Below are 22,042 nucleotides of genomic sequence, written 5' to 3'. Positions count from 1 at the left end.
CCGGGCTCGCGCTGCGCGCACCCCGGAATGACGGAGGACTACTTCTTATAGACGTCGCTGGGATCGAACAGCCGCTCGGCCCCCGTGAAGACCAGCCTGGCTCCCCCGCCCTCCGCCTCGACCTTGCGATAGAAGCACGACCGTCGGCCGGTGTGGCAGGCCGCGCCGATCTGCTCGACGCGGATCCAGACCGCATCCTGATCGCAATCGGTGCGCATCTCGATGACGCGCTGGGTCTGACCTGAGGTCTCACCTTTTCGCCACAAGGCATTGCGCGAGCGGCTGAAGTACCAGGCCTCGCCGGTCGCAATGGTCTTGCGCAGCGCCTCCTCGTTCATGTGCGCGACCATCAGCACGTCGCCGGTGGCGACGTCGGTCGCGACGCAGGTCACGAGGCCGGCGGCGTCAAAGCGCGGCTGGAAGGAAAGCCCTTCCTCGATCTCATGGGAGTGAGCGGACACGACGACCTCGCTAGAGCATGATCCGGAAGCGGTTTTCCGAAAAGATCATGCTCAAACAACAAAGCTTCGCGAGGTCAGCGCGCGCCTCGCACCAGGGACAGGAAACGGGCCTGCTCCGCCGGATTGTCGCGGAACATGCCGGTGAAGCGGCTGGTGAAGGTGGAGGCACCATGCTTGGCGACGCCACGCACCGACATGCAGGTATGCTCGGCCTCGATCAGCACCGCAACGCCGCGGGGTTTCAGGATCTCGTCGATGGCCGCGGCGATCTGCGCCGTCAGGTGCTCCTGGGTCTGGAGCCTCCGGGCGAAGATGTCGGTCAGGCGCGCGAGCTTGGACAGGCCGACGACGCGTTCCACCGGCGTATAGGCGATGTGCGCCTTGCCGTAGAACGGCATCATGTGATGCTCGCACTGCGAGGTGAACTCGATGTCGCGCACCAGCACGAAATCGTCATAGCCGGCGGTCTCGCCGAAGGTGCGGTCGAGCACCTCGGCCGGGCACTGGTGATAGCCCTGATAGAGTTCGTCGAAAGCTTCGACGACGCGGCGCGGCGTGTCGAGCAGGCCCTCGCGCCGGGGGTTCTCGCCGATATAGGCGAGCAGCGTCTTCACCGCCGCTTCCGCCTCGGCGCGCGCGGGGCGCGGCTGGTCGGCGCGGACGGCGGCCTCCAGGAATTCGGCAGGATCAAGCTCGGCCGGACGGCTCTCGGGCTGCCGGTCAGAGGGCTTGTTGGGGCGGATGGATTTGATTGCAGCGTCCATATCTTCTCCGTTCGACGGCCTTGCGGCCGGAGTGTCACCGGCAGACGGGGCGGCCAAGCCGCCGGACGCCTGAACAGAACAACTGAAGCCGGTGGAAAAGATCCTCGCCACTAACGTCGGCCGCGTGGGTCTCGCCGCCCCGCTGGACTATTTTTCCGCCGGTTCCGCCCCTATATAGGACCGTGGACGCCGCCCGCCAAGGCCGATCGGGCGCGGAAGTGCTGGACTCCATCACATGCTGAACGACATCTACAACAAGCGGATCATTGAGCTGGCCGGGAATATTCCGCGCCTCGGACGGTTGTCGGACCCGGACGCCTCCGCCACCGCCCACTCCAAGCTGTGCGGCTCGACCGTAAAGGTCGATCTCAAGATGAGCGGCGACACCGTCACCGACTTCGCCCATGACGTGAAGGCCTGCGCCTTGGGCCAGGCTTCTTCATCCATCATGGCAAGTCACGTGGTCGGCTCGACTGCGAGCGAACTCCGTGAGTTACGCGAAACCGTTCGCAAGATGCTGAAGGAGAACGGCGCGCCTCCTGAAGGCAAATGGCAGGAGATCAAGTTCCTCGAGCCAGTCCGGGACTACAAGGCGCGCCATGCCTCGACGTTGCTGACCTTCGATGCGGTGGTCGATGCGATCGGTCAGATCGAGGCCAAGACCAAGCAGCCAGCCGCGGCGCAGGGCTGAGATGCTTCCGGGTTCGTCGCTTTGCGACGCCCCGGAATGACAGGAGCGAATCTTACTTCTGCGCCGCCGTAGCCGGTGCTGCCGCGCTGCCGGTCGGCACCAGAGCTTCCGCCGTCTTGGTCGACTTGGCAGGCTGCGCCTGCTCCGGTTCCGCGCCGAACCTGGCCTGCGTCTTCGGTGCAAGCTCCGCCATTGCCGGCGCCGAGATGTCCACATGCGGGAGCACATCAGCCACGAGATCGGTCGTGACCAGATTGGTGAGCTTGAGCTCGCCGGTGTCGAGCTCATGCAGGTCTTCCCAGGGCGGAACGCTAAGCGCAAGCGACAGCAAGTCGCCGGCGCCGCCCATGTCGAAGGTGTATTTGGCGAGGCGGCCGATGTCGCGCTCCACGATCATCAGATCCTGCGCGCTGTAGCTTGCGGCCTTGGCATCGTCGGCCCGGTCGCCCATCCAGATCTGATGGACGCGGACATGGGCGGCTTCCGGCACGTAGCGCTTCTTGCCGGCCAGCAGCAGGAACACGCACATGGACTCGCAATAGGCTTCCGGCGCGACCGCCGGGCGAGCCGACCGCCCGCCGCGGAGGGTTACGCCGACCGTGGTCAAGAGCCCGAGATTGCGGAAGCGGCGGCCGAGCGTGATCGCGTCATTGACGGAACCGCCGCTGGAGTCGAGCACCACGGTCGCGCCGCCGAGCTGGCGTCCACGCGAAAACTCTTCGAATTCCTTGGGCGTATCGGCGGTGATAATGCCGACTGCGCTGATCCAGCCGCGGCAGTTCGGCTCGCAGGCGACCCAGCTGAACTTCATCGGCAGCTTGCGCTCCTCGAGGGCAGCGCCGGCTCGGGCCGACGACCCGAACGTCGCGACGGCGCCAGCCAGCGCGACTCCACAAACGGCGGTTCCAACCAGCAACCAGCCGCGAAGATGAAGGGAGTTCAGAAGTCTCAATCTGGTTCCTTCCCCAAGCCCCAAAGGTCCCCAAACAATCCCCGGTAGCGTCCTCTGAGTCCATCATACAGGCGTATGTTTCTACACATGGACGTCATAAAAATGGTATCCGTGGGAATACAGATCGTCCACAGGTACTTGCTGCACTGCTCCCAAAAAGCACGCAAAATATGGCGCGCGAACAACAGCTTATGGTTCCCTGCGCCGGAACCATGCAACACCTCGATCAACATCGCAGCAAAGCGCACATGAAGCATTCAGCCTGCGAGCATTGTTCCAGTTCTATCGACGGTGTGCTCCGGCTGCCGCGCTGGTTCGGCCGTGCGCTGATCTGGCTGTATCGGCATACGCTGTCGCCCCTGGTCGGTTACAACTGCCGCCATTTGCCGACCTGCTCGGTCTATGGCGATGAGGCGATCGAACGGTTCGGGCTTTGGGCCGGCGGCTGGATGACGCTCGCGCGCCTGCTCCGCTGCAACCCCTTCGGCACGTCCGGCATCGACAATGTGCCCCTCACCGCGCCGCACGGCGCACGCTGGTATCTGCCCTGGCGCTACGGCCGCTGGCGCGGGGTCAATGCGTCCTGACGTTTGCGCGGGATGCATTCTGCATCGCTGCCCTGACCGGAACCGGAACTTTCCGCTCGCGTTGTTTTGATGCTCCCACGGGAGGAAACAACAATGCGCTGGAAAATCAGCCCTCATTTTCACTTCAAGCTTGGCCCGAATTTCGGTCACCGGGGACACGATCCCAGAACCATCGACCTGCTCGCCATCATCGCCCTGCTGGCACTCGTCCTCGGCTCAGGCTGGTATCTGGCGAGGAGCCTTGCGACACAGCCAAGCACGACGACGTTCATCGTGCCGAGCCAGAGCGTGCATTGGTAGCTTAGAGATCCAGCACCAGCCGTTCGGCGTCCGAGCCGGCCACGCAAACCATGAGATAGCGCTCGCGCTCATAGGGCGACAGGATACGGTCGCGGTGCACCGGCTTGCCTTCGATCCATCCGACCTTGCAGGCGCCACAGATGCCGCCGCAGCAAGAGGTCGCGATGTCGATGCCGCCTTCCTGCAACGCGGCCAACATGGTCTGGCCGGCCCGCACGTGAATCTCGGCGCCCGAGCGCGCCAGTGACAGGGTGAACGGTTTGGCGGCGGGATCGATGACCGGTGGTGGTGCGACGAACCGCTCGATATGGACACTCGCCGCAGGCCACGCCGCGGTCACCCGCTCGAAATCGTCGATCATGCTTTCCGGGCCGCAGCAGGCGACCATGGTCTCGGATCCGCCCGCTCCGACGAGCGCGGCGAGATCGGGCCGCCCGGCCCGGGACGTCCAATGCACGATGATGCGCCCCTTGTCGACCAGTGAGCCGAGATGCGCGGCGAGCGGCACCTCCTCGCGCACGATCAGATGCAGCGTGAAGTCGGCTTGCTGCGTGCGTTCGAGATGCCGCGCCACGGACAGGAATGGCGTCACGCCGATGCCGCCAGCCAGGAACACATAGCGCGCGATGCGAGCTTGGGGCTCAAGTCCGCCCCGTGGCAACGACACGCCGATGAGGTCTCCGATGCCAACTTCGTCGTGCAGCGCCCGCGAGCCGCCGCGTCCATCCGCTTCGCGCTTGATCGCGATGACATAGCGCGTGTTGTCCGCGGGCTCGTTGCACAGCGAATAGGTGCGGACCAGCCCGTTCGGCAGATGCAGATCGATATGCGCGCCGGGCTTGAACGGCGGCAATTCCCACCGGTCGGGATCGGCCAGCGTGAACAGTTTTATGCCTGCCCCCGCCTCCTCGATGCCGGTGACGACCGTCTTGACCGTCGTGATCGGGCGCGCGCTCATGCCGCATTCCGCACGATGTCGCCGACCCTGACGATGCCGCCTTGCAGAATCTTGCAGTTGAGGCCGGAGCGATTGATCAAGGGGTCGAAGATCGCCTTGCCCGTGATCTCCTCGATATGCCGGCACGGCACCGACAGCCGCGTCGCTTCCAGCAGGGTCTCGCCCAGCCAGAAGCGGCGGCCGACAAGATGATTCAGCGGCACGCCCTCTACCGTGACGTTACGCCGATGCTCTTCTGGGCCGAGCTCGATCCCGGCGTCGCGCTTCAGCGCAACCAGCGTCTCAAGTTCGAACAGGGTGACCTGCCGGCCCTCCTCGGGCTTGTGCGAGTAGAACCCCTCTTCGTTGCCGATCATGTAGCGGTCGCCCTCGATCCCCTTGCCGGCGACGAGGGTGAGCGTCTCGGCTGCGCGCATCGGCAGGAACGCGCGCGGGGCGAGATGGAGGAAGCGCACCACGCCGGTCCAGCCGAGCTGTGCTGCGCTCTGCGCCGGACTGGAGCTGATCGTATCAAGCATGACAGAATCCTTGTCTGAAGCGATGGCGCGCCGCAGGTAGCGGCGCGCCGCGGGATCAGGTCAGTTCCTTGTTCGCCATCTCCGGCGCAAACCTTGTCGCGGTCGCGGTGATGGCGGCACAGGTGATGAGCAGCAGCGAGACCGGCCAGGTTGCGCCGCCGCTCCAGGCCATGAGAGAGGCTGCGATCAGCGGCGTCAATCCGCCGCTCAGCGCCGCGCCGACCTGGAACCCGAGCGAAGCGCCGCTGTAACGCAGGCGCGCGGTGAACAGCTCGGAATACCAGGGCGCGCCGATACCGAACATGACCATCTGACCGAAGGTGATCGCGACCACGATGGTGCAGATGACGGTGGTGGGATCGCGGGTGTCGAGCAGCCAGAACAGCGGGAAGGCAAACAGCGCCGAGAATACGCAGCTCGCGTAGAACATGGTCTTGCGGCCGACGAGATCGGACAGCCAGCCGAACAGCGGAATGGCAAGCAGCGCGACCAGCGACGCGGCAAAGGCGCCGTTCAGCACCACCGCCCGCGGCAGTCCCAGATTGGCGGTGGCATAGGACATCACGAACACGCCGCCGATGCTGGCATAGGCGATCTCGGAAATCTTGAGACCGACCGCTGTGAAGAAGGGCCTGCGGTGATGCGTGAAGATCTCGACCAGCGGCAGCTTCGCAACGTCCTTCTTGGCCTGGACCTGACGGAAGGCGGCGGTCTCCTCCATGTTGAGGCGGATGTAGAGGCCGACGCCGACCAGGAGGATCGAGATCAGGAAGGGGATGCGCCAGCCATAGGCCATGAAGTCGCTCTCCGGCAGGCTCACCACCAGCGCGAACATGCCGATCGCGGCGAGATTGCCGATGGGATTGCCGACCTGCACCATGCTGCCGAGCAGGCCGCGGCGGTGTGTCGGGCAATTCTCCACCACCATCAGCACGGCCCCGCCCCATTCGCCGCCGAGGCCGATACCCTGGAGAAAGCGCAATCCAATCAGCAGCACCGGCGCGGCGATGCCGATCTGCTGGTAGGTCGGAAGCAGGCCGATCAGGAAGGTGCCGATGCCCATCACCATGATCGTGATCGCGAGCATCGCCTTGCGGCCGACCCGGTCGCCGTAATGGCCAAAGATCGCAGCCCCGAGCGGCCGTGCCAGAAATCCGACGGCATAAGTGCCGAAGGCCGCGATGGTGGCGAGCGTGGGGTTGCCGGCGGCGAAGAAGACCTTGTTGAACACCAGCGCGGTCGCCGTGCCATAGATGAGGAAGTCATACCATTCGACCGCGGTGCCGATCACGCTCGACCACACGATCCGCCGCAAGCTCGCCGCCTCGTCCGGCGCTACGTTCAGGGTTACGTCGTCTGCTACGGTCATCGATCTCTCCAAAAAGTACCGGCGCCTGGGGAAAAGCAGTTGGTTCGGTCCGTGCGCCCATCGGCAGCCACGGCGGTAAAAATCGATCATGTTTACTGTTGGAAATCAACGCATCGGAACGCGGCAAATGCCGTCGATCACGGCAAAGTCGACGAAATGCACTTATTTTCAGCCTATTTTCGCGTTATACCAGTTCACCTGCTCACAATATCCGCGCCCCTGCCTGAAATTTCCGCTCATAAGTTTTCCTTTGGAATACAATCGGCGACGACCGGCGCGGCGCGTTGCCGGCCGCCGGGCTGGCAGTCCGGCGCCATCTGTTGCAAAACAGGTCTGAGCAGTTCGGGAGATTCATGCGTGCTTGACGTCAGCAAAGCCACGGCGGTCGGGGCCAATATCCGCCAGGCGCGGATCGCCAAGGGCCTGACGCTGGACCAGCTTGCGAAACAGAGCGACCTCACGCGCGGTTACATCTCGCTGGTCGAGCGCAATCTCAAGATCCCCTCTCTCGCCGCACTGCTGCGGATGGCCGCCGCGCTCGAGGTCAATGTCGCGAACTTCTTCGATCCGAACGCCGAGCCGGCGCCGCGCTACACGCTGTTCCGCCGCCAAGACGGCAATGTGCCGCTGTTCCAGGACACGTTTGGCGTGGTCCCATTGGCGACCGGCCGCACCCGCAAGATGATGGAGCCATTTCTGCTGAGCCCGCCGCATAAGTCCGCCACGCGCGCCTCGCATGCGGGTGAGGAGCTGCTGTTCGTCGTCAACGGCAAGATCGCGATCAAGCTCGATGGCGAAGAGCTCGTCCTCGGCAAGGGGGACTGCCTGTATTTTTCAGGCGAGACGCCGCACGAGGTCAGGAGCCTCGGCCGGCAGAAAGCCGAAGTGCTGGTCGTCGTGGCCCAGACCTCTTGAGGCCCGACCTCGCAAAAAGCCTAGCGGAACCAGAAAAAACGTCCCTGTGACGGCGGGACCGACTCCGGCGGCCGCAGCCGCTTCGGGCGCGGCGGCTTTGGCGCCGGCTCGGCGGCCGACGTGGTCTCCGGAGCCGGCGCGGTCTCGCTGCCCGGCACCTTCACCGACAGCAGCAAATTCGATTCGTGCGTCCGCCAGCGGTAGCCGACGCCGAAATCGATCGGCTGAGCGCGCGTGAACAGCTCGGCGTAGCGCTCCTGGTAGCGGCCGGGGAATTCGTCGATCGGCCCGAGATAGCGGCCGAACGGGAAGAACCGCCACTGCCGCGCATTGTAGTTCGCGAGCGGAATGCCGGAATCGTCCTGGATGATGGTGGCACTGTTGGCGAGCAACCAGTCTCGCACAACGGTGAAATTGCCGGAGTGCAGCAGGTAGGACGCACTCTTGAGCAGGCTGTTGCCGGGCCCGAGAGTCTCGCAGAATTTCAGGAAGCCTGCGGCGCGTGCGCCGGAATTGGAAAGATCGGTCGAGAAATAATACAGCGTGCGCGCTTCCCCATTGCTGCCCGCAAAGGTGATACGGACGCCGCGCGTCGCGTTCCGTCCCGGATTGTCGTCGCCAACATGCATCCCGCCCTTATCGTCGAGCGCGACCATCTCGACATTGCGGATGGTCTTGCCGGAGCGGGCGAGGAAGACATAGAGGATCGGTAAGGTGCCGTTGACCTGGTTGGTGCGCAGGTCGACCTTCATCTGCTTGGTGATGAAGAAGGAGAAGCTCAGGATCGAGCCGAGCGAGCGTTCGACATTGTAGAGCGCGGCGCCGACCGAACCGCGCGGCAGCCGCGTCAGGTCGGGCACCGCACCGACCGGCTCCAGCGCGCCGAGCACGTAGGTGCTGGCCCTGGAATAGAAGGCATTGGCGTAGAGGAAATCCGGGCCGCTGAACATGTAAAACATGGTCGGCCGCGGCGCGGCGAGATTGACGTCGGCCCAGCTGCGGATCTTCGAGAGCTGCCTCTGCTCGAGCTGAGCAAAGGCGCTGTCGAAGAATTTTGCGTGACGCTGCCAGCCGGGGTCCTTCGTGAGCGGCACCAGCGGCGAGTCCGCCGAAGGCTGCATGCCCGCAAGGAAGCGCGCGGTGTCATCGAAAGTGACCTCCGCGGCAGGCGTGGACGAGACGGCCGCAGCCAGCAGGGCAAGGGCGACGGCCGCTATTCTCAAGGCTCGGACCATGTCTATTCGCGATGTGGTGAAGCGGCAGCGGCAACCGGCCGCCTGCGGAAAATAGCATAGATCAACAGGCCCGAGAGCATAACGAGCATCCCCGACAGCGACTGCACCGGCCGCTCGGTCAAGAGGTAGTACATCATGAACGCGGTCACGAGCAGGAAAATGAGCGGCGTGAGCGGGTATCCCCAGGCGCGATAGGGCCGCGGCAGGTCGGGATCGGTGATGCGCAGCTTGATGACTCCGGCGACCGTGAAGAACGAGCAGAACAACAGCGCGAACTGGATGAAGTCGAGCACCGCCTCGAAGCTGCGCGTGAACAGCAGAAGATTGGCGACGGCGAGCTGGAACAGGACGGCATAGGCCGGCGCGCCCCTCACCGATCGCTTCGAGAACACGCGCAAGGCGGGAAGGTCCTCCCCCATGGTCATCATCACGCGCGGCCCGATCCACATCATCGCACTGATCGAGGAGATCAGGCCGACGCAAATCATGGCGCCGACGATCCGGCCGCCGAGGTTGCCGAAGATGGCGGTGCCGGCGACGCTGGCGACGTCGAGCTGGCCGGCAAGCGCACTCACCGGCGTGGAATAGAGAAAGACCGCGTTGAGCGCGACGTACAGCACGAGCACGATCAGCGTGCCCGCGAGCAGCGCGCGCGGCAGGCTCTGCTGCGGCGTATTCATCTCGCCGATGATGTAGGTCGCGGCATTCCAGCCCGAGAACGAATACATCACGAAGACGAGGCCGATCGCGAAGGGCGCGCTGACGATGTGCGCGAGGTCGCCCGGCTGCGGCGTGAAGGCGATCGGCTGCGGCACGCCGACGACGAAGCCGGCGACCAGGAAGGCGACGATCAGCATGACCTTAAGGATGGTCGAGATCAGCTGGAAGGTCGAGGAGTGCCTGACGCCGGTCAGTTGCACGAGAGAGACCAGCCATACCACGCCGATGGCCAGCGGGATCGGCGGCAGATCGGGCACGACGGATTTGGCGTATTCGCCGAACGCCATCGCGGCGAGCGCGACGGGCGCTGCAAAGCCGACCGTCGCCGACACCCAGCCGGCGAGAAAGCCGAAGGCCGGATGATAGGTGCGGCCGAGGAAGTTGTACTCGCCGCTCGAGCGCGGAAACATCGCGCCCAACTCGCTGTAGGCGAACACCCCGCACAGCGCGACGATGCCGCCGACCGTCCAGAGCAGCAGGATCGAGAAGCCGGACGGGATGTCCTTGACCTGGAAGCCGAGGCTGGTGAAGACGCCGACCCCGATCATGTCGGCCACAACGATGGCGGTCGCGACCGGAACGGAGACCCCGGCCCCGCTCCCGGTCAGCCGGGCAGTCCAGCCTGCGGTTCCCGCGTCTGATGCCGTCATCGGGGTCCTTAATCCCAGGCGTCTCGCCTCGTGGGGCCCATCGTGCAGTTTGGCCCAGTCAATTCAAGCAGGGTTAACAAGGGTTAAATGAGGCAAGGTTAGCAGGTACCAAAACACCGACTAAGCATGCTTTTGGACAATGCCGCTGGATTTGCCCGGATTTCCCGCTCCCCTTCCCCACAATCAGGACACGATTGCATGGTCCTTTTGAGCGTTCCGGATGTGGGGAAGTTTCTCCGGACGCTTAACGTCGCCTAAACGCCAGTCGGCTCAATTGTCGTAGAGAATGCCGATGGACGTGACTTTGGGGTCATGGGTGGATGGTCGGGGCCGTTCCGAACATGAGAGCTGACATTCGTGCCGATCGGACCTCGTCCGGTCGGCACGGTCGTGCGCTCCGGGTCGGCCTGATCTCAGCCCTGGTGCCGCTGTCGCTCACGCTGGTTCAATGCGGCAAGGCGCCCGATCCGGTGGCGCTGGCGGCGAACTCGCAAGCGAATGTCCAGGTGGTCGCCAAGACCAATACCCGACAAGTTGCCAGCGCCGACACGTTCGAGGATCGCTTCCCCGCCCCGCAGTTCAGGGAGCGCTTTCCCTCTGCGAGCGAGAGTTTCCTGCAACGGCAGATATCTGACTTCTCGCCCAAGCGTGCCGTGCAAGAGCAGCCGGAGCAGGCGCCCTACAAGGTGGCGTCGCTCGAGCCGCAAGTCCCCTACAAGCGCCCCGCCCGCGAGGACCTGACGACGCTCGTCAGCATGAAGTCGTCGGCCTTCCCCTATTTCGGCAACAACCCCGCCTCTGACGCGCCCTTCCTCAACATTTCCAAGGGCGACCGTCGCGGCCACCGCAGCTATTCCGGGCGTGTCTACTGGCAGGACGAGACCTACAGCGACAGCCGCGTGCTGGTGCACGTGCCCGAGCATTTCGACCTGCGCAAGCCGGGCGTGATCGTGGTGTTCTTCCACGGCAATGGCGCAACGCTCGAGCGCGACGTCCGCGACCGGCAGCTGGTGCCGAAACAGATCACCGATTCCGGCGCCAACGCCATCCTGCTTGCGCCGCAGATGGCGGTCGACGCCGCCGATTCCAGCGCCGGCAAGTTCTGGCAGCCGGGCGGCTTCAAGCGCTTCATGGCGGAATCGGCCGACCATCTCGCCCGCCTCACCGGCGATCCCAACAGCGCGCGCGCTTTCGCCAACATGCCGATCGTGATCGTCGGCTACAGCGGGGGCTTCCTGCCGACGGCCTGGAGCCTGGAGGTCGGCGGCATCAGCGACCGCGTCCGCGGCGTGGTGCTGCTCGACGCGGTCTACGGCGAAATGGACAAGTTCGCCTCCTGGATCGAGAGCCACCGTTCCGGCTTCTTCGTCAGCGCCTACACCCGATACACGGCGCGGCGCGACCGCGAGCTGATGAGCATGCTCAGGCAGAAGGGCATCAGCGTCGCCGAGGACATGGATGGGCCGCTCCGTCCCGGCAGTGTGGTGTTCGTCGAGACCGGCGATGGTATCACCCATCGCGATTATGTGACCCGCGCCTGGACGCGGGATCCGCTCAAGGACGTGCTGGTGAAGATGTCGGCGACGCCATCGCTCGCGCTGACGCGCGTCGCCTCAACCAATCCATCAGCATCGGGCCGCTAGGCCGAAAATTGCTCAGCTCGATCGACGACTGAACCCTCGCCTGGCGAATATCAGTTGAATATTAGTTCTTGGGCAGCTTCGGAATGCTCTCGGCAAAGCCGTTGAAGCAGGCCAGCCGCTCGTCCTCTTCCTTGAAGAAACGGCAATCGGCGTAGCCCTTGGCCTTCGCCGGCTTCGGCTTCGGCGCCGGCGGGATCACGGCGTCGTAGCAGTTGAGGCGATCCTTGGTGCCGTCATCGATCTCGAGGCAGGCCTGGAGCCGAACGGCGACCGACTGCGGCTTGCCCTTCGCCGCCGCGGCAGGCTTGGCCGCCGCCTCTTTGGTCCCCGCTTTAGTCTCCTTGGGCTTGACCTGCACCAGCGGCTTGTCCCCGACCATCGGTGGTTTCTCGGTTTGCGCAAATGCGGAGGCTGAATAGAGCACCGCGGCAACCGCCAGAATCATCCTCATCTCAGTCAACTCTCTTTGATCCCCGTGACCGGCCTTCTAACGCTCCCGCGCGCCGTTTGCCAAGCGCCTTGCGTATACGAAACGCGGCGTTCAGGCGGTGGCGGCAGCCGCCGGCCGGGGCCGGGTCAGCACCACCAGGATCAGTGCCAGCACGACGAAGCCGACCGCGACGAAGCCGAGCGTGTGCAGGAGCTCGCGGGCAAACAGCAGCCCGCCGACGGCGGAGCCGACCGCCTGGCCGATATAGAGGACCGAGGTGTTGAGCGCGACGGTCGCCGATGCCAGCGGCGGCGCGGCCGTGACCAGCCGCACCTGCTGCATCGAGTTGGTCGAGGCAAAGCCGAGGCCCCAGATCGCGACCGCGCCCGCCATCGAGACGAGCGAGCCTGCGCCGAGCGCCCAGCCGGTCATCCCGGCAAGCAGCAGGCAGGTGAACAGCAACGAGGTGCGATAGGGCCCCGAGGTGTCGACGATGCGGGTCGCGATGACAACGCCAAGGAAGCCGCAGACGCCATAAAGCGCGAACACCATGCCGATCGCATCGGGACCGGCGCCGGTGAGCTTGTTGAGCAGCGGGCCCATGTAGGTGAACACGACGAACTGCCCCGACATTTGCAGCATCGTGATCGCAAGCAGCAGCAGGATCGTCCTGCTCCGGCCGACGGCGGCCCATGTCTTCAGATCCACCGGCGCGCCCTTCAGGCCCGCCGGCAGGCGCAGCAGCAACAGCAGGAAGCTGATGCAGCCGAGCGCGCCTATCCCGCCATAGGCCGCGCGCCAGCCATAGCGGCTGGCGATGAAGGTGATCAGCGGCAGGCCGACCGCGGCAGCCAGCGACCAGCCGAGGAAGATATAGGCGATCGTGCTGCCGCGCCGCTCCGCCGGCACGATCAGCGCCGCCGTGCCGGCGGCCTGCGGCGTATAGAGCGCGCCGACTGCGAGCATCACGAGGCGAATGATCAAGAGGCTGGCGTAGTCGGGCGCAAACGCCGAGGCGAGATTGCCGAGCGCGAGCACCGCGAGCGTCGTGGTGAGCAGATTCCGTCGCTCGATGCGGCTGGTCAGCCACGCCGTCAGCGGCGAGCCGATGCACAGCGTCACCGCGCCGAAAGTGATCAGGAGCCCGGCCGCGTGGACGCTTATCCCAAGCCCCGCCGATAGTTCCGGCAGCATGCCGGCCGGCGCCAGCACCGAGCAGCCAGTGACGAGATTGCCGAGCATCAGCGCGGTTGGCGCGAAACGGCCGGCGGCGGGGGCATTTTCCATGCAAACGCATGTAGCGGCCGCATGTGGCGAGTTAAAGGGCACAACGTCAAATAGTTGGCGCACTGCCCCGGCTTTTGCGCGCCACTTTCTTGGAATTGCCGGATTGCACAGGCCGAATCGCCTGATATATCGCTCGTTCCCGCTTACCTGCGCTCGTTCGCAGGAGTGAGCCTCAGGAGAAAGCAATGACCGACCAGCCCAAATCCGAGTCCGGCTTCCAGTACAGCCTCTCCAATCTGAAGCCCGTGACCCCCGCTCCCAAAGTCACCCTCACCTTCCCCGACGGCGCCCAGCGCCAGTTCGACAAGGGCATCACCGGCCTCGACATCGCCAAGGGCATCTCGCCGTCGCTGGCCAAGCGCACGGTTGCGATGGCGCTCGACGGCGCGCTCGCCGATCTCAATGACCCCATCGAGGACGACGCCAAGATCGAGCTGGTCAATCGCGACGACCCGCGCGCGCTGGAATTGATCCGCCACGACTGCGCGCACGTGCTGGCCGAAGCCGTGCAGACGCTGTGGCCGGGCACCCAGGTCACCATCGGTCCGGTGATCGAGAACGGCTTCTACTACGACTTCTTCCGCAACGAGCCGTTCACGCCGGAAGACTTTGCCGCGATCGAGAAGAAGATGCGCGAGATCATCGCGCGCGACAAACCCTTCACCAAGGAAGTCTGGGATCGCGAGAAGACCAAGCAGGTGTTCCGCGACAAGGGCGAGGCGTTCAAGGTCGAGCTGGTCGACGCCATTCCCGGCACCGAGCCGATCAAGATCTACTATCAGGGCGACTGGTTCGACCTCTGCCGCGGCCCGCACATGACCTCGACCGGCAAGGTCGGCAATGCCTTCAAGCTGATGAAGGTGGCCGGCGCCTATTGGCGCGGCGACAGCAACAACCCGATGCTGACCCGCATCTACGGCACGGCCTTCGCCAAGCAGGAGGACCTCGACACCTATCTGAAGCAGATCGAGGAAGCCGAGAAGCGCGACCATCGCAAGCTCGGGCGCGAGCTCGACCTCTTCCACTTCCAGGAGGAAGGTCCGGGCGTCGTGTTCTGGCACCCGAAGGGCTGGACCATCTTCCAGCAGCTGATCGCCTATATGCGCCGCCGCCTGACCGGCGACTACAACGAGGTCAACGCGCCGCAGATCCTCGACAAGGTCTTGTGGGAGACCTCGGGCCATTGGGGCTGGTACCGCGAGAACATGTTCGCGGCGCAGTCGGCCGGCGACGAGGCCGAGGACAAGCGCTGGTTTGCGCTGAAGCCGATGAACTGCCCGGGCCACGTCCAGATCTTCAAGCACGGCCTGAAGAGCTACCGCGACCTGCCCTTGCGCCTCGCCGAGTTCGGCGTGGTACATCGCTACGAGCCGTCGGGCGCCATGCACGGCCTGATGCGCGTGCGCGGCTTCACCCAGGACGACGCGCACATCTTCTGCACCGAGGACCAGCTCGCCGAAGAGTGCCTGAAGATCAACGATCTCATCCTGTCGACCTACGCGGATTTCGGCTTCACTGGCGACCTCACGGTGAAGCTGTCGACCCGCCCCGACAAGCGCGTCGGCACCGATGCGATGTGGGATCACGCCGAACGCGTGATGGCGACCGTGCTGCGCGAAATCCAGTCGCAGAACAATCACATCAAGACCGAGATCAATCCCGGCGAAGGCGCGTTCTACGGGCCGAAGTTCGAATATGTGCTGCGCGACGCCATCGGCCGCGACTGGCAGTGCGGCACCACGCAGGTCGACTTCAACCTGCCGGAGCGGTTCGGCGCGTTCTACATCGACCATGACGGCGGCAAGAAGCCGCCTGTCATGGTGCATCGCGCGATCTGCGGCTCGATGGAGCGCTATATCGGCATCCTGATCGAGCACTATGCCGGCAACTTCCCGCTCTGGCTCTCGCCGGTGCAGGCGGTGGTCACGACCATCACCTCGGAAGGCGACGAGTACGCCAAGGTGGTGCTGGAGCAGGCGCGGCGCGCCGGGCTTCGGGTCGAGATCGACCTGCGCAACGAAAAGATCAACTACAAGGTCCGCGAGCACTCGCTGGCCAAGATCCCGGCACTGCTCGTGGTCGGCAAGAAGGAGGCCGAGACGCATTCGGTCTCGGTTCGCCGGCTCGGCAGCGACGGCCAGAAGGTGATGACGACGGCCGAGGCGATCGCCGCACTGGTCGACGAGGCAACCCCGCCCGACGTGAAGCGGGCGCGTGGCATTGCCTAGCCCGCTGCGATCACCGAGCACGCGGCCCGTCTAGGCACGCTCGGCCACCTCCGCGCCTTCGGCGCAATAGAGGAACAGTCTCGCAAGGAATGTCCCGGGCGCTTCGCGCCCGCGGCCTCCCTGTTCGCCGGCCTACCGCAGACGAGCAGCCATTGCGCGTCTGCAACACAATCTCCCCGATCACGGTAGCTGATCGGCTGCCGGAAATATGCCCCATGAAATGGGGATACCGACGCTGCGCCTCTTTGCGCAATCGGTCTCCCATGCGGGACGTAACCGAGACACTTCGATCTGGCCGACATGCCCTTTTGACGGCCAGCCTTGCCATCGCGTTTGTCGCGATCGCAAGCCCAGTCCATGCCCAATATGTCTGCGGGGCTCACGTCTCCGAGTACGCGACCGGCACCGGCTCGCTCGCCTGCGGCGCCTGGGCCCGCGCCGATACTGCGGAAGCGACCGCGATCGGCACAAACAGCTATGCAACGGGAAACAGTGCCACGGCCGTGGGGTACTGGGCCCGCGCCTACGGTTCGCAGGCCTCGGCTTTCGGCCGCGAAGCCTATGCAGGCGGTGATCAGGCGAGCGCATTCGGTTCGGAGGCCGTTGCGAGCCAAGACCGAGCCGCCGCGTTCGGGTATTTGAGCTACGCCACCGGCAGCAGTTCCGTCGCACTCGGCGCCTACGCGAACGCCTCGGCTACGAATTCGGTGGCCTTGGGCACCGGCTCCATAGCCGACATTGAAAACACGGTGTCGATTGGCAAGGTCGGCGCCGAGCGGAAGCTCGTCAACCTCGCCGGCGGCACCATCGCCTCCGGCTCGACGGACGCCGTCAACGGCGGCCAGCTCTACACGGCCAACCAGCGCGTCGCCGCCGCCGCGTTCGGCACCACGCTCGACGGCTCCGGCCAGCTCGTCGCGCCGAGCTATACCATCCAGGGCACGACCTACGACAGCGTCGCCGGCGCCTTCTCGGCGGTGAACAGCGCGCTCGCCGCCACGAACTCCAGCATCGCATCGCTGAACGCGACCTTGAGCGGCCTGTCGGCCGCCAGCCAGTACGTCAAGGTCAATAGCGCCGCCGCGACCGCGAGCGCGTCAGGCGCCGATGCGATCGCCATCGGCGGCAATTCGCAGGCGACCCAATCCGGATCGATCGCAATCGGTCTGAACTCCGCCTCGACCGGCGTCAACGCGATCGCGATCGGCACGGGTGCGGTGGCAACCGGCTCGGTCGCGGTCGGCGCCGCGGCCACCGCCAGCAACGGCGGCGCAGCTTTCGGCGACGGCGCGGTCGCCACCGGCTCCAATGCCGCTGCGCTCGGCACCAATGCATCCGCCACGGCGGCCAATTCGGTTGCGATCGGTTCCGGCTCGACCAACACTGTTGCCAATACCGTCTCGTTCGGTTCGGCGGGCAACGAGCGGCGGCTGACCAATGTCGCAGCCGGCGTCAACCAGACCGACGCCGTCAATGTCGGGCAATTGCAGTCGACGGCGGCCGGCTTCCAGTCGCAGATCGGCACGCTGCAGAGCGAGATCGCCGCCAACCAGCAGGAGGCCCGACGCGGCATCGTCGCCGCCGTATCCTCAGCGCCGGTGCTGATGCCTTCGGCGCCGGGCAGAACGACGGTCGCGGTGAACACCGGCTATTATCGCGGCCAGTCCGGTGTCGGCATCGGCGTCTCACATCGCCTGAACTGGGCCGTGCCGACCATGGTGTTCGGCGGCTATTCCAACGGCGGCGGCAGCGAGCATGTCGGCCGCGCCGGCATGGCCGTCGAGTTCTGAGCGGAAGCTGAAGGCTCGTCTGGTCCGCTCGCCTCCCCCGGACGGACCTCTTCAAGATTTCCTCTAAAATGCCTTCCCTTCACACCCCACGGGGCCTATCTCCGGGCGAGAACAGCAAGCCACAAGGACCTGCCAGTGCCCGACGCCATTGAACTCCTGAAGACCCGCCGCTCGGTCAAGCCGCGCGAGATGACCGGACCCGGCCCCTCGGCTGCCGAGCTCGAGACGATCCTCACCATCGGCGCGCGCGTGCCCGATCACGGCAAGCTCGCGCCCTGGCGCTTCATCATCTTCGAGGGTGACGGCCGCCAGCGCGCCGGCGAGGTCATCGCGAGGGTCTTCGCTCGGAAGAATCCGGGTGCGCCGGCGGCCGACGTCGAGGTCGAGCGCAAGCGCCTGATGGACGCGCCGTTGGTGATCGGCATCGTCAGCTTCACCAGGCCGCATCCGAAGGTGCCGGCGTTCGAGCAGGAATTGTCGGCGGGCGCCAGCGCCATGAACATCGTCACGGCCGCCACCGCGCTCGGCTACGGCGCCTGCTGGCTGACCGGCTGGTTTGCCTTCGACCGCGACGTGCTTGATGGCCTCGGCCTCAAGCCGGACGAGAAGCTCGCCGGCTTCGTCCATATCGGCACGCCGACCAAACCGAGCGAGGACCGTCCGCGACCGTGCCTTTCGGAAATTGTGACGCGCTTTTAATCGAAGGCTTGTTGACGCCCCGAACGTTGTGCGGCTTTGATCCCGGCGAGGGAGGAAGCCCAGATGCGACGGCGTGAATTTCTTGTCGGGGCCGCGATGCTCGCCGGCTCGATGGCACGAAGCCGGGCTGCCGATATTCCCGCTCCCTCTTCCGAGGGGCTCGACCGCATCACGGCGTATTTCGACGACGAGGTGGGAAGCGGCCGGCTGCCGGGCGCGGTGATCCTGGTCCAGCAGCACGGCAAGCCGGTCTACCTGAAGAGCTTCGGCGTGCGCGACACCACGACCGGTCTCGCCATGACGCCGGACACGATCTTCGCCATCCACTCCATGACCAAGCCGATCACGTGCCTCGGCGCGATGATGCTGATCGACGAGCGCAAGCTTGCGCTGACCGACCCCGTGTCGAAATACATCCCCCTGTTTGCGAGGACCAAGGTGGGCCTCGAGGTCGGCAAGCTGGAGCTTGACCTCGTGCCACCGGTCCGTCCTGTCAACATCGAGGATCTGCTGCGGCACACCTCTGGCATCAGCTACGATTACATCGGCGGCAAATGGGTCGAGCAGGCCTACAAGGCCGCCGACATCTTCGAAGGCCAATTCAACAACAGGGAATTCGCCGATCGCATCGCCAGGCTGCCGCTGGCGCGGCAGCCGGGAACGCTGTGGCGTTACGGCCATTCCACCGACGTGCTCGGCAGCATCATCGAGATCATCTCGGGCCAGACGCTGTATCAGTTCCTGAAACAGCGCATCTTCGACCCGCTCGGCATGCACAGCACCAAATTCGCGCTCGCGACGGAGGACGAGCTGGCGCGGATGGCGCGACCGCTGCCGAACGATTTCATCCTGCTCGCCGGCGAGCGCGAGCGCCTCGATCATCCCGAATGGCAGTCCGGCGGCGGCGGCCTGCTCTCGACCATCACCGACTATCAGCGCTTCTCGCAGATGCTGCTCAACGGCGGCGAGCTCGCGGGCAGGCGCTATCTCAGCCCGGCTGCGTTCAAGGCCATGACGACCGATCACATCGGGCCGGGCTCCGGCGTCGGACGCGACTTCTTCTATTTTCCGGGCGACGGCTTCGGCTATGGCTACGGCCTTGCGGTGCGGACCGATCCCGGCAACGCCAAACCGCCGCCGCCGGGCTCGCTCGGCGAATTGAAATGGGACTCAGGGAGCGGCACCTATTTCGGCGTCGACCCCAAGCTCGACATGGTCTACCTCATGATGCAACAGACCCAGAACGAGCGCAGCCGCATCACACCCGCATTCAAGGCGCTGGTCTACGACTGCTACCCGCCCGCACTACGCCGCCCGTGAGGTGCGCTGACCGAAATCGGCGAGGAGCTTTCCGATCTCGGCCGCCGGCCGCGCGGCGCTGAACAGAAATCCTTGCACCTCGTTGCAGCCTTCGGCGCGCAGCCAGTCGAGCTGATCCTCGGTCTCCACGCCCTCCGCGGTCGTGATGATGTTGAGGCTTCGGCCGAGCCCGGAGATCGCGCGCACGATCGCGCCGCAGTCGGGCCGCTGCGCCAGATCCTTGACGAAGGAGCGGTCGATCTTGATCTTGTCGAAGGGAAAGCTGCGGAGATAGCTCAGGCTGGAATAGCCGGTGCCGAAATCGTCCATGGAAATGCCGACGCCGAGCTCGCGCAACTGGTGCAGGATGGCGAGATTGGCATCGGTCTCGGCCAGAAAGATCGACTCGGTGATCTCGAGCTCGAGCCGCTTCGGCGACAGGCCGGACTGCGCCAGCGCCGAAATCACGACCTGAACCAGGTTGCGGCTGCGGAATTGCGCCGGCGACAGATTGACCGCGACCTTGACGTCGACGGGCCATTTGACCGCCTCGGCGCAGGCTTCGCGCAGCACCCACTCGCCGAGCTGGATGATGAGGCCGATGTCCTCGGCAACAGGGATGAACTCCGCCGGCGAGATCATGCCCTTGTCCGGATGACGCCAGCGCAGCAGCGACTCGAAGCCGGAGATGCGGTCGGAGGCGATCGACACCAGCGGCTGATAGTGCAGCTCGAACTCGCCATTGGCGAATGCGCGGCGCAGATCGAGCTCCATGTCACGGCGCCTCTGCGCCTGGAGGTCCATCTCACGCTCGAAGAAGTGGTGCACGCCACCGCCCTCGGACTTCGCCCGGTACAGCGCCATGTCGGCATTGCGCATCAACTCTTCCGGCGTCGTGCCGTCGCCCGGCGACAGCGCGATGCCGATGCTGGCGCCGATCACCATCTCCTGTCCGTCGAGATCGTAAGGGGCCTTCACCATGTCGATCAGCAGGGACGCGCAGGCGCTGGCCTCGTTCGGCGAGACGTCGGCGGCCAAGATGACGGCGAACTCGTCACCACCAAGCCGCGCCGCGAGATTGGCGCCGCGGACCGCGGTGGTCAGGCGCTCGGCGACCTGCTTCAGCAGGCGGTCGCCCACCGGATGACCGAAGGAATCGTTGATGTTCTTGAACAGGTCGAGATCGATGTAGAGCACGCCGACCCGTTTTCCCCCGGCCTGGCCCAGCGCCTGCTTCAGGCGCTCCTGGAAGTGCTCGCGGTTCGGCAGGTCGGTGAGCCCGTCATGGTGTGCCATATGGGCGATGCGGGCCTCGGCCTTGCGGCGCTCGGTGATGTCGACCACCGCCACCAGGTAACCGTCGCGATCGTCGAAGGCGACGCGGCGGCCGAAGGTGAGCACCTCGATCTCGCTGCCGTCGGCGCGCAAGTGCCGCCAGTTGCGCGAGGAGTGATAGGCGTCGCCGACGCGCTCCAGCGCCTCGGCGTGGCTGTCCCACTCGTCCGCCGGCCAGATCTCGTGCAGCGTCATGCGCAGGAAGGTGGCGCGGCTGTAGCCGTAATGCTGGACCGCGGCGTCGTTGACGCTGAGAAACTCCTTGGTCTCTGCGTCGAACACCCACATCGGCATCGGGTTGTTGTCGAACAGCAGGCGGAACGAGGCATCGCGCCGCTTCAAGGCGGTGACGTCGGAGATCGTCATCGAGACCACGTCGGCGAAGGCGGTGGCGCTGAGGCGGAGATGGCGGTCCTCATGCTCGATCTCGAGCTGCTCGCCGCGGCCGCCGGAGACGGTCCTGAGCAGGAATTCCATGATGTCGGGCGATGCGAGCAGCGTGCCGCCCTCGCCGATCCGGCGCCACAACAGGCTGGCGCCGGCGGCTTTCAGCAGCACGCCCGCGCTCTTGTTGTGGTGCACGATCTGGAGATCGAACGGCTTGCCCGAGGCATCGCGCAGCGTCGCCAGCGCGATCACCGCATCGTCGGTCGCGGAAAAGATGGCGTCGAGGAGATTGTATTGCGCGCCGCGCTCGTTGACATAGGCGCCAACCAGCGTCGCGCCCCAGCGCGAGGACGTCGGCAGCGCCAGCACGTCGTAGGTCCTGACCATGCCGTCGCGGACGCAATGCGCGCTCGCCTGATGCGGCCGTCCGGTCGCAAGCGCGCTCGCCGCCGCTTCCGACAGCGCCGTGGCGCAGTCTGGCGACAGCTCGGCGACGGGAATGTCCCAGCGCTCCTCGCCGAGCCATTTCTGCACGTAACGGCCGCTGCGCGACAGCTCGAGCAGACCGTCGTTCTTCAAGAGCGCGATGTGGTCGGCGAGCCGTCCGAGGCTGCCGAGCATCACGTCTTCGTAGCGCGGCAGCCGCTCGCCCGGCTTCAACGCCGCACGCCATTTGCGCTGAAGCACCGGGATGTCGTCAAACATTTCGGTGGCCGGTTTTCCCGGCATCTTCCTTGCGGCAGTCATTGCAGTCCCCAACGCACTTTCCCGGCGCATCCAATGCAGGCGCGCTTAACGACATGTAAAAAGCGCGCAGGCGCGGG

General features: G+C 65.3%; 20 protein-coding genes. 9 read left to right on the top strand and 11 right to left on the bottom strand.

Annotation, left to right across the window (positions count from 1 at the left end):
- Positions 1-38 precede the first annotated feature (38 nt).
- Together hisI and folE are read right to left on the bottom strand one after the other, a co-directional pair.
- Positions 39-461, bottom strand: a complete 423-nt coding sequence (hisI, locus tag JQ566_RS10140) for a phosphoribosyl-AMP cyclohydrolase (protein WP_212372079.1) — start codon at positions 459-461, stop codon at positions 39-41.
- Between the two features lie 74 nt (positions 462-535).
- Complete coding sequence (gene folE, locus JQ566_RS10135) at positions 536-1,225, bottom strand: GTP cyclohydrolase I FolE (protein ID WP_212372078.1); 690 nt, start codon at positions 1,223-1,225, stop codon at positions 536-538.
- Between the two features lie 235 nt (positions 1,226-1,460).
- Here folE and JQ566_RS10130 point away from each other — a divergent pair, with 235 nt between their 5' ends.
- Positions 1,461-1,916 carry an iron-sulfur cluster assembly scaffold protein gene (locus tag JQ566_RS10130; RefSeq protein WP_212372077.1) on the top strand — a complete coding sequence of 152 codons (456 nt, stop codon included), beginning with the start codon at positions 1,461-1,463 and terminating at the stop codon, positions 1,914-1,916.
- Positions 1,917-1,968: 52 nt separating this feature from the next.
- On the opposite strand, the gene JQ566_RS10125 is transcribed toward JQ566_RS10130, so the two are convergent.
- Positions 1,969-2,868, bottom strand: coding sequence for a COG3904 family protein (locus JQ566_RS10125; RefSeq protein WP_212372076.1), 900 nt, complete (start codon positions 2,866-2,868; stop codon positions 1,969-1,971).
- Between the two features lie 248 nt (positions 2,869-3,116).
- On the opposite strand from JQ566_RS10125, the gene yidD reads away from it, so the two are divergent.
- Positions 3,117-3,455, top strand: coding sequence for a membrane protein insertion efficiency factor YidD (gene yidD, locus JQ566_RS10120; protein ID WP_212372145.1), 339 nt, complete (start codon positions 3,117-3,119; stop codon positions 3,453-3,455).
- 93 nt (positions 3,456-3,548) lie between these two features.
- Positions 3,549-3,755, top strand: a complete 207-nt coding sequence (locus JQ566_RS10115) for a hypothetical protein (RefSeq protein WP_212372075.1) — start codon at positions 3,549-3,551, stop codon at positions 3,753-3,755.
- Between the two features lies 1 nt (position 3,756).
- On the opposite strand, the gene JQ566_RS10110 is transcribed toward JQ566_RS10115, so the two are convergent.
- Genes JQ566_RS10110 through JQ566_RS10100 form a run of 3 tightly spaced genes read right to left on the bottom strand, consistent with a single transcriptional unit; the run spans position 3,757 to position 6,600 of the window.
- A complete protein-coding gene (locus tag JQ566_RS10110) occupies positions 3,757-4,713 on the bottom strand; it encodes a PDR/VanB family oxidoreductase (RefSeq protein ID WP_212372074.1) in 957 nt (318 codons plus the stop codon).
- Complete coding sequence (locus JQ566_RS10105) at positions 4,710-5,231, bottom strand: MOSC domain-containing protein (RefSeq protein WP_212372073.1); 522 nt, start codon at positions 5,229-5,231, stop codon at positions 4,710-4,712. The genes JQ566_RS10110 and JQ566_RS10105 overlap by 4 nt, the downstream gene beginning before the upstream one ends.
- A gap of 55 nt (positions 5,232-5,286) precedes the next feature.
- Positions 5,287-6,600 carry an MFS transporter gene (locus JQ566_RS10100; RefSeq protein WP_212372072.1) on the bottom strand — a complete coding sequence of 438 codons (1,314 nt, stop codon included), beginning with the start codon at positions 6,598-6,600 and terminating at the stop codon, positions 5,287-5,289.
- A gap of 357 nt (positions 6,601-6,957) precedes the next feature.
- Here JQ566_RS10100 and JQ566_RS10095 point away from each other — a divergent pair, with 357 nt between their 5' ends.
- Positions 6,958-7,515: a helix-turn-helix domain-containing protein gene (locus tag JQ566_RS10095; RefSeq protein ID WP_212372071.1), complete on the top strand. Its 558-nt coding sequence runs from the start codon at positions 6,958-6,960 to the stop codon at positions 7,513-7,515.
- 20 nt (positions 7,516-7,535) lie between these two features.
- On the opposite strand, the gene JQ566_RS10090 is transcribed toward JQ566_RS10095, so the two are convergent.
- Together JQ566_RS10090 and JQ566_RS10085 are read right to left on the bottom strand one after the other, a co-directional pair.
- Entirely contained in the window at positions 7,536-8,750 is a 1,215-nt protein-coding gene (locus tag JQ566_RS10090) for a hypothetical protein (protein WP_212372070.1), read from the bottom strand.
- A 2-nt stretch (positions 8,751-8,752) separates the two neighbouring features.
- Positions 8,753-10,120 (bottom strand): APC family permease, encoded by a 1,368-nt coding sequence (locus JQ566_RS10085; RefSeq protein ID WP_212372069.1) that lies wholly within the window; start codon positions 10,118-10,120, stop codon positions 8,753-8,755.
- A gap of 320 nt (positions 10,121-10,440) precedes the next feature.
- Here JQ566_RS10085 and JQ566_RS10080 point away from each other — a divergent pair, with 320 nt between their 5' ends.
- Positions 10,441-11,763 (top strand): alpha/beta hydrolase, encoded by a 1,323-nt coding sequence (locus JQ566_RS10080; protein ID WP_212372068.1) that lies wholly within the window; start codon positions 10,441-10,443, stop codon positions 11,761-11,763.
- A 61-nt stretch (positions 11,764-11,824) separates the two neighbouring features.
- Here JQ566_RS10080 and JQ566_RS10075 read toward each other — a convergent pair whose 3' ends face one another.
- The gene (locus JQ566_RS10075) at positions 11,825-12,214 is read right to left on the bottom strand and encodes a hypothetical protein (protein ID WP_212372067.1); all 390 of its coding nucleotides are present in this window, start codon (positions 12,212-12,214) and stop codon (positions 11,825-11,827) included.
- Positions 12,215-12,304: 90 nt separating this feature from the next.
- A complete protein-coding gene (locus tag JQ566_RS10070) occupies positions 12,305-13,480 on the bottom strand; it encodes an MFS transporter (protein ID WP_212372066.1) in 1,176 nt (391 codons plus the stop codon).
- A gap of 185 nt (positions 13,481-13,665) precedes the next feature.
- Between JQ566_RS10070 and thrS the strand changes: the two genes are divergently transcribed.
- The 4 genes from thrS (at position 13,666) to JQ566_RS10050 (ending at position 19,517) form a co-directional block, all read left to right on the top strand.
- Entirely contained in the window at positions 13,666-15,708 is a 2,043-nt protein-coding gene (gene thrS / locus JQ566_RS10065) for a threonine--tRNA ligase (protein ID WP_212372065.1), read from the top strand.
- 308 nt (positions 15,709-16,016) lie between these two features.
- The gene (locus tag JQ566_RS10060; protein ID WP_212372064.1) at positions 16,017-17,498 is read left to right on the top strand and encodes a YadA family autotransporter adhesin; all 1,482 of its coding nucleotides are present in this window, start codon (positions 16,017-16,019) and stop codon (positions 17,496-17,498) included.
- A 135-nt stretch (positions 17,499-17,633) separates the two neighbouring features.
- Positions 17,634-18,197, top strand: coding sequence for a nitroreductase family protein (locus tag JQ566_RS10055; RefSeq protein ID WP_212372063.1), 564 nt, complete (start codon positions 17,634-17,636; stop codon positions 18,195-18,197).
- A 63-nt stretch (positions 18,198-18,260) separates the two neighbouring features.
- Positions 18,261-19,517, top strand: coding sequence for a serine hydrolase domain-containing protein (locus JQ566_RS10050; RefSeq protein WP_212372062.1), 1,257 nt, complete (start codon positions 18,261-18,263; stop codon positions 19,515-19,517).
- Here JQ566_RS10050 and JQ566_RS10045 read toward each other — a convergent pair.
- Positions 19,503-21,965 (bottom strand): putative bifunctional diguanylate cyclase/phosphodiesterase, encoded by a 2,463-nt coding sequence (locus tag JQ566_RS10045; protein ID WP_212372061.1) that lies wholly within the window; start codon positions 21,963-21,965, stop codon positions 19,503-19,505. The two genes, JQ566_RS10050 and JQ566_RS10045, sit on opposite strands and share 15 nt — an antisense overlap.
- Positions 21,966-22,042 lie beyond the last annotated feature (77 nt).

This window comes from Bradyrhizobium sp. SZCCT0231, from assembly GCF_018130245.1.
Classification (GTDB): Bacteria; Pseudomonadota; Alphaproteobacteria; order Rhizobiales; family Xanthobacteraceae; genus Bradyrhizobium; species Bradyrhizobium japonicum_F.
Note: the sequence above shows the minus strand (reverse complement) of the source record. Positions and strands in the feature narration are given on the sequence as shown.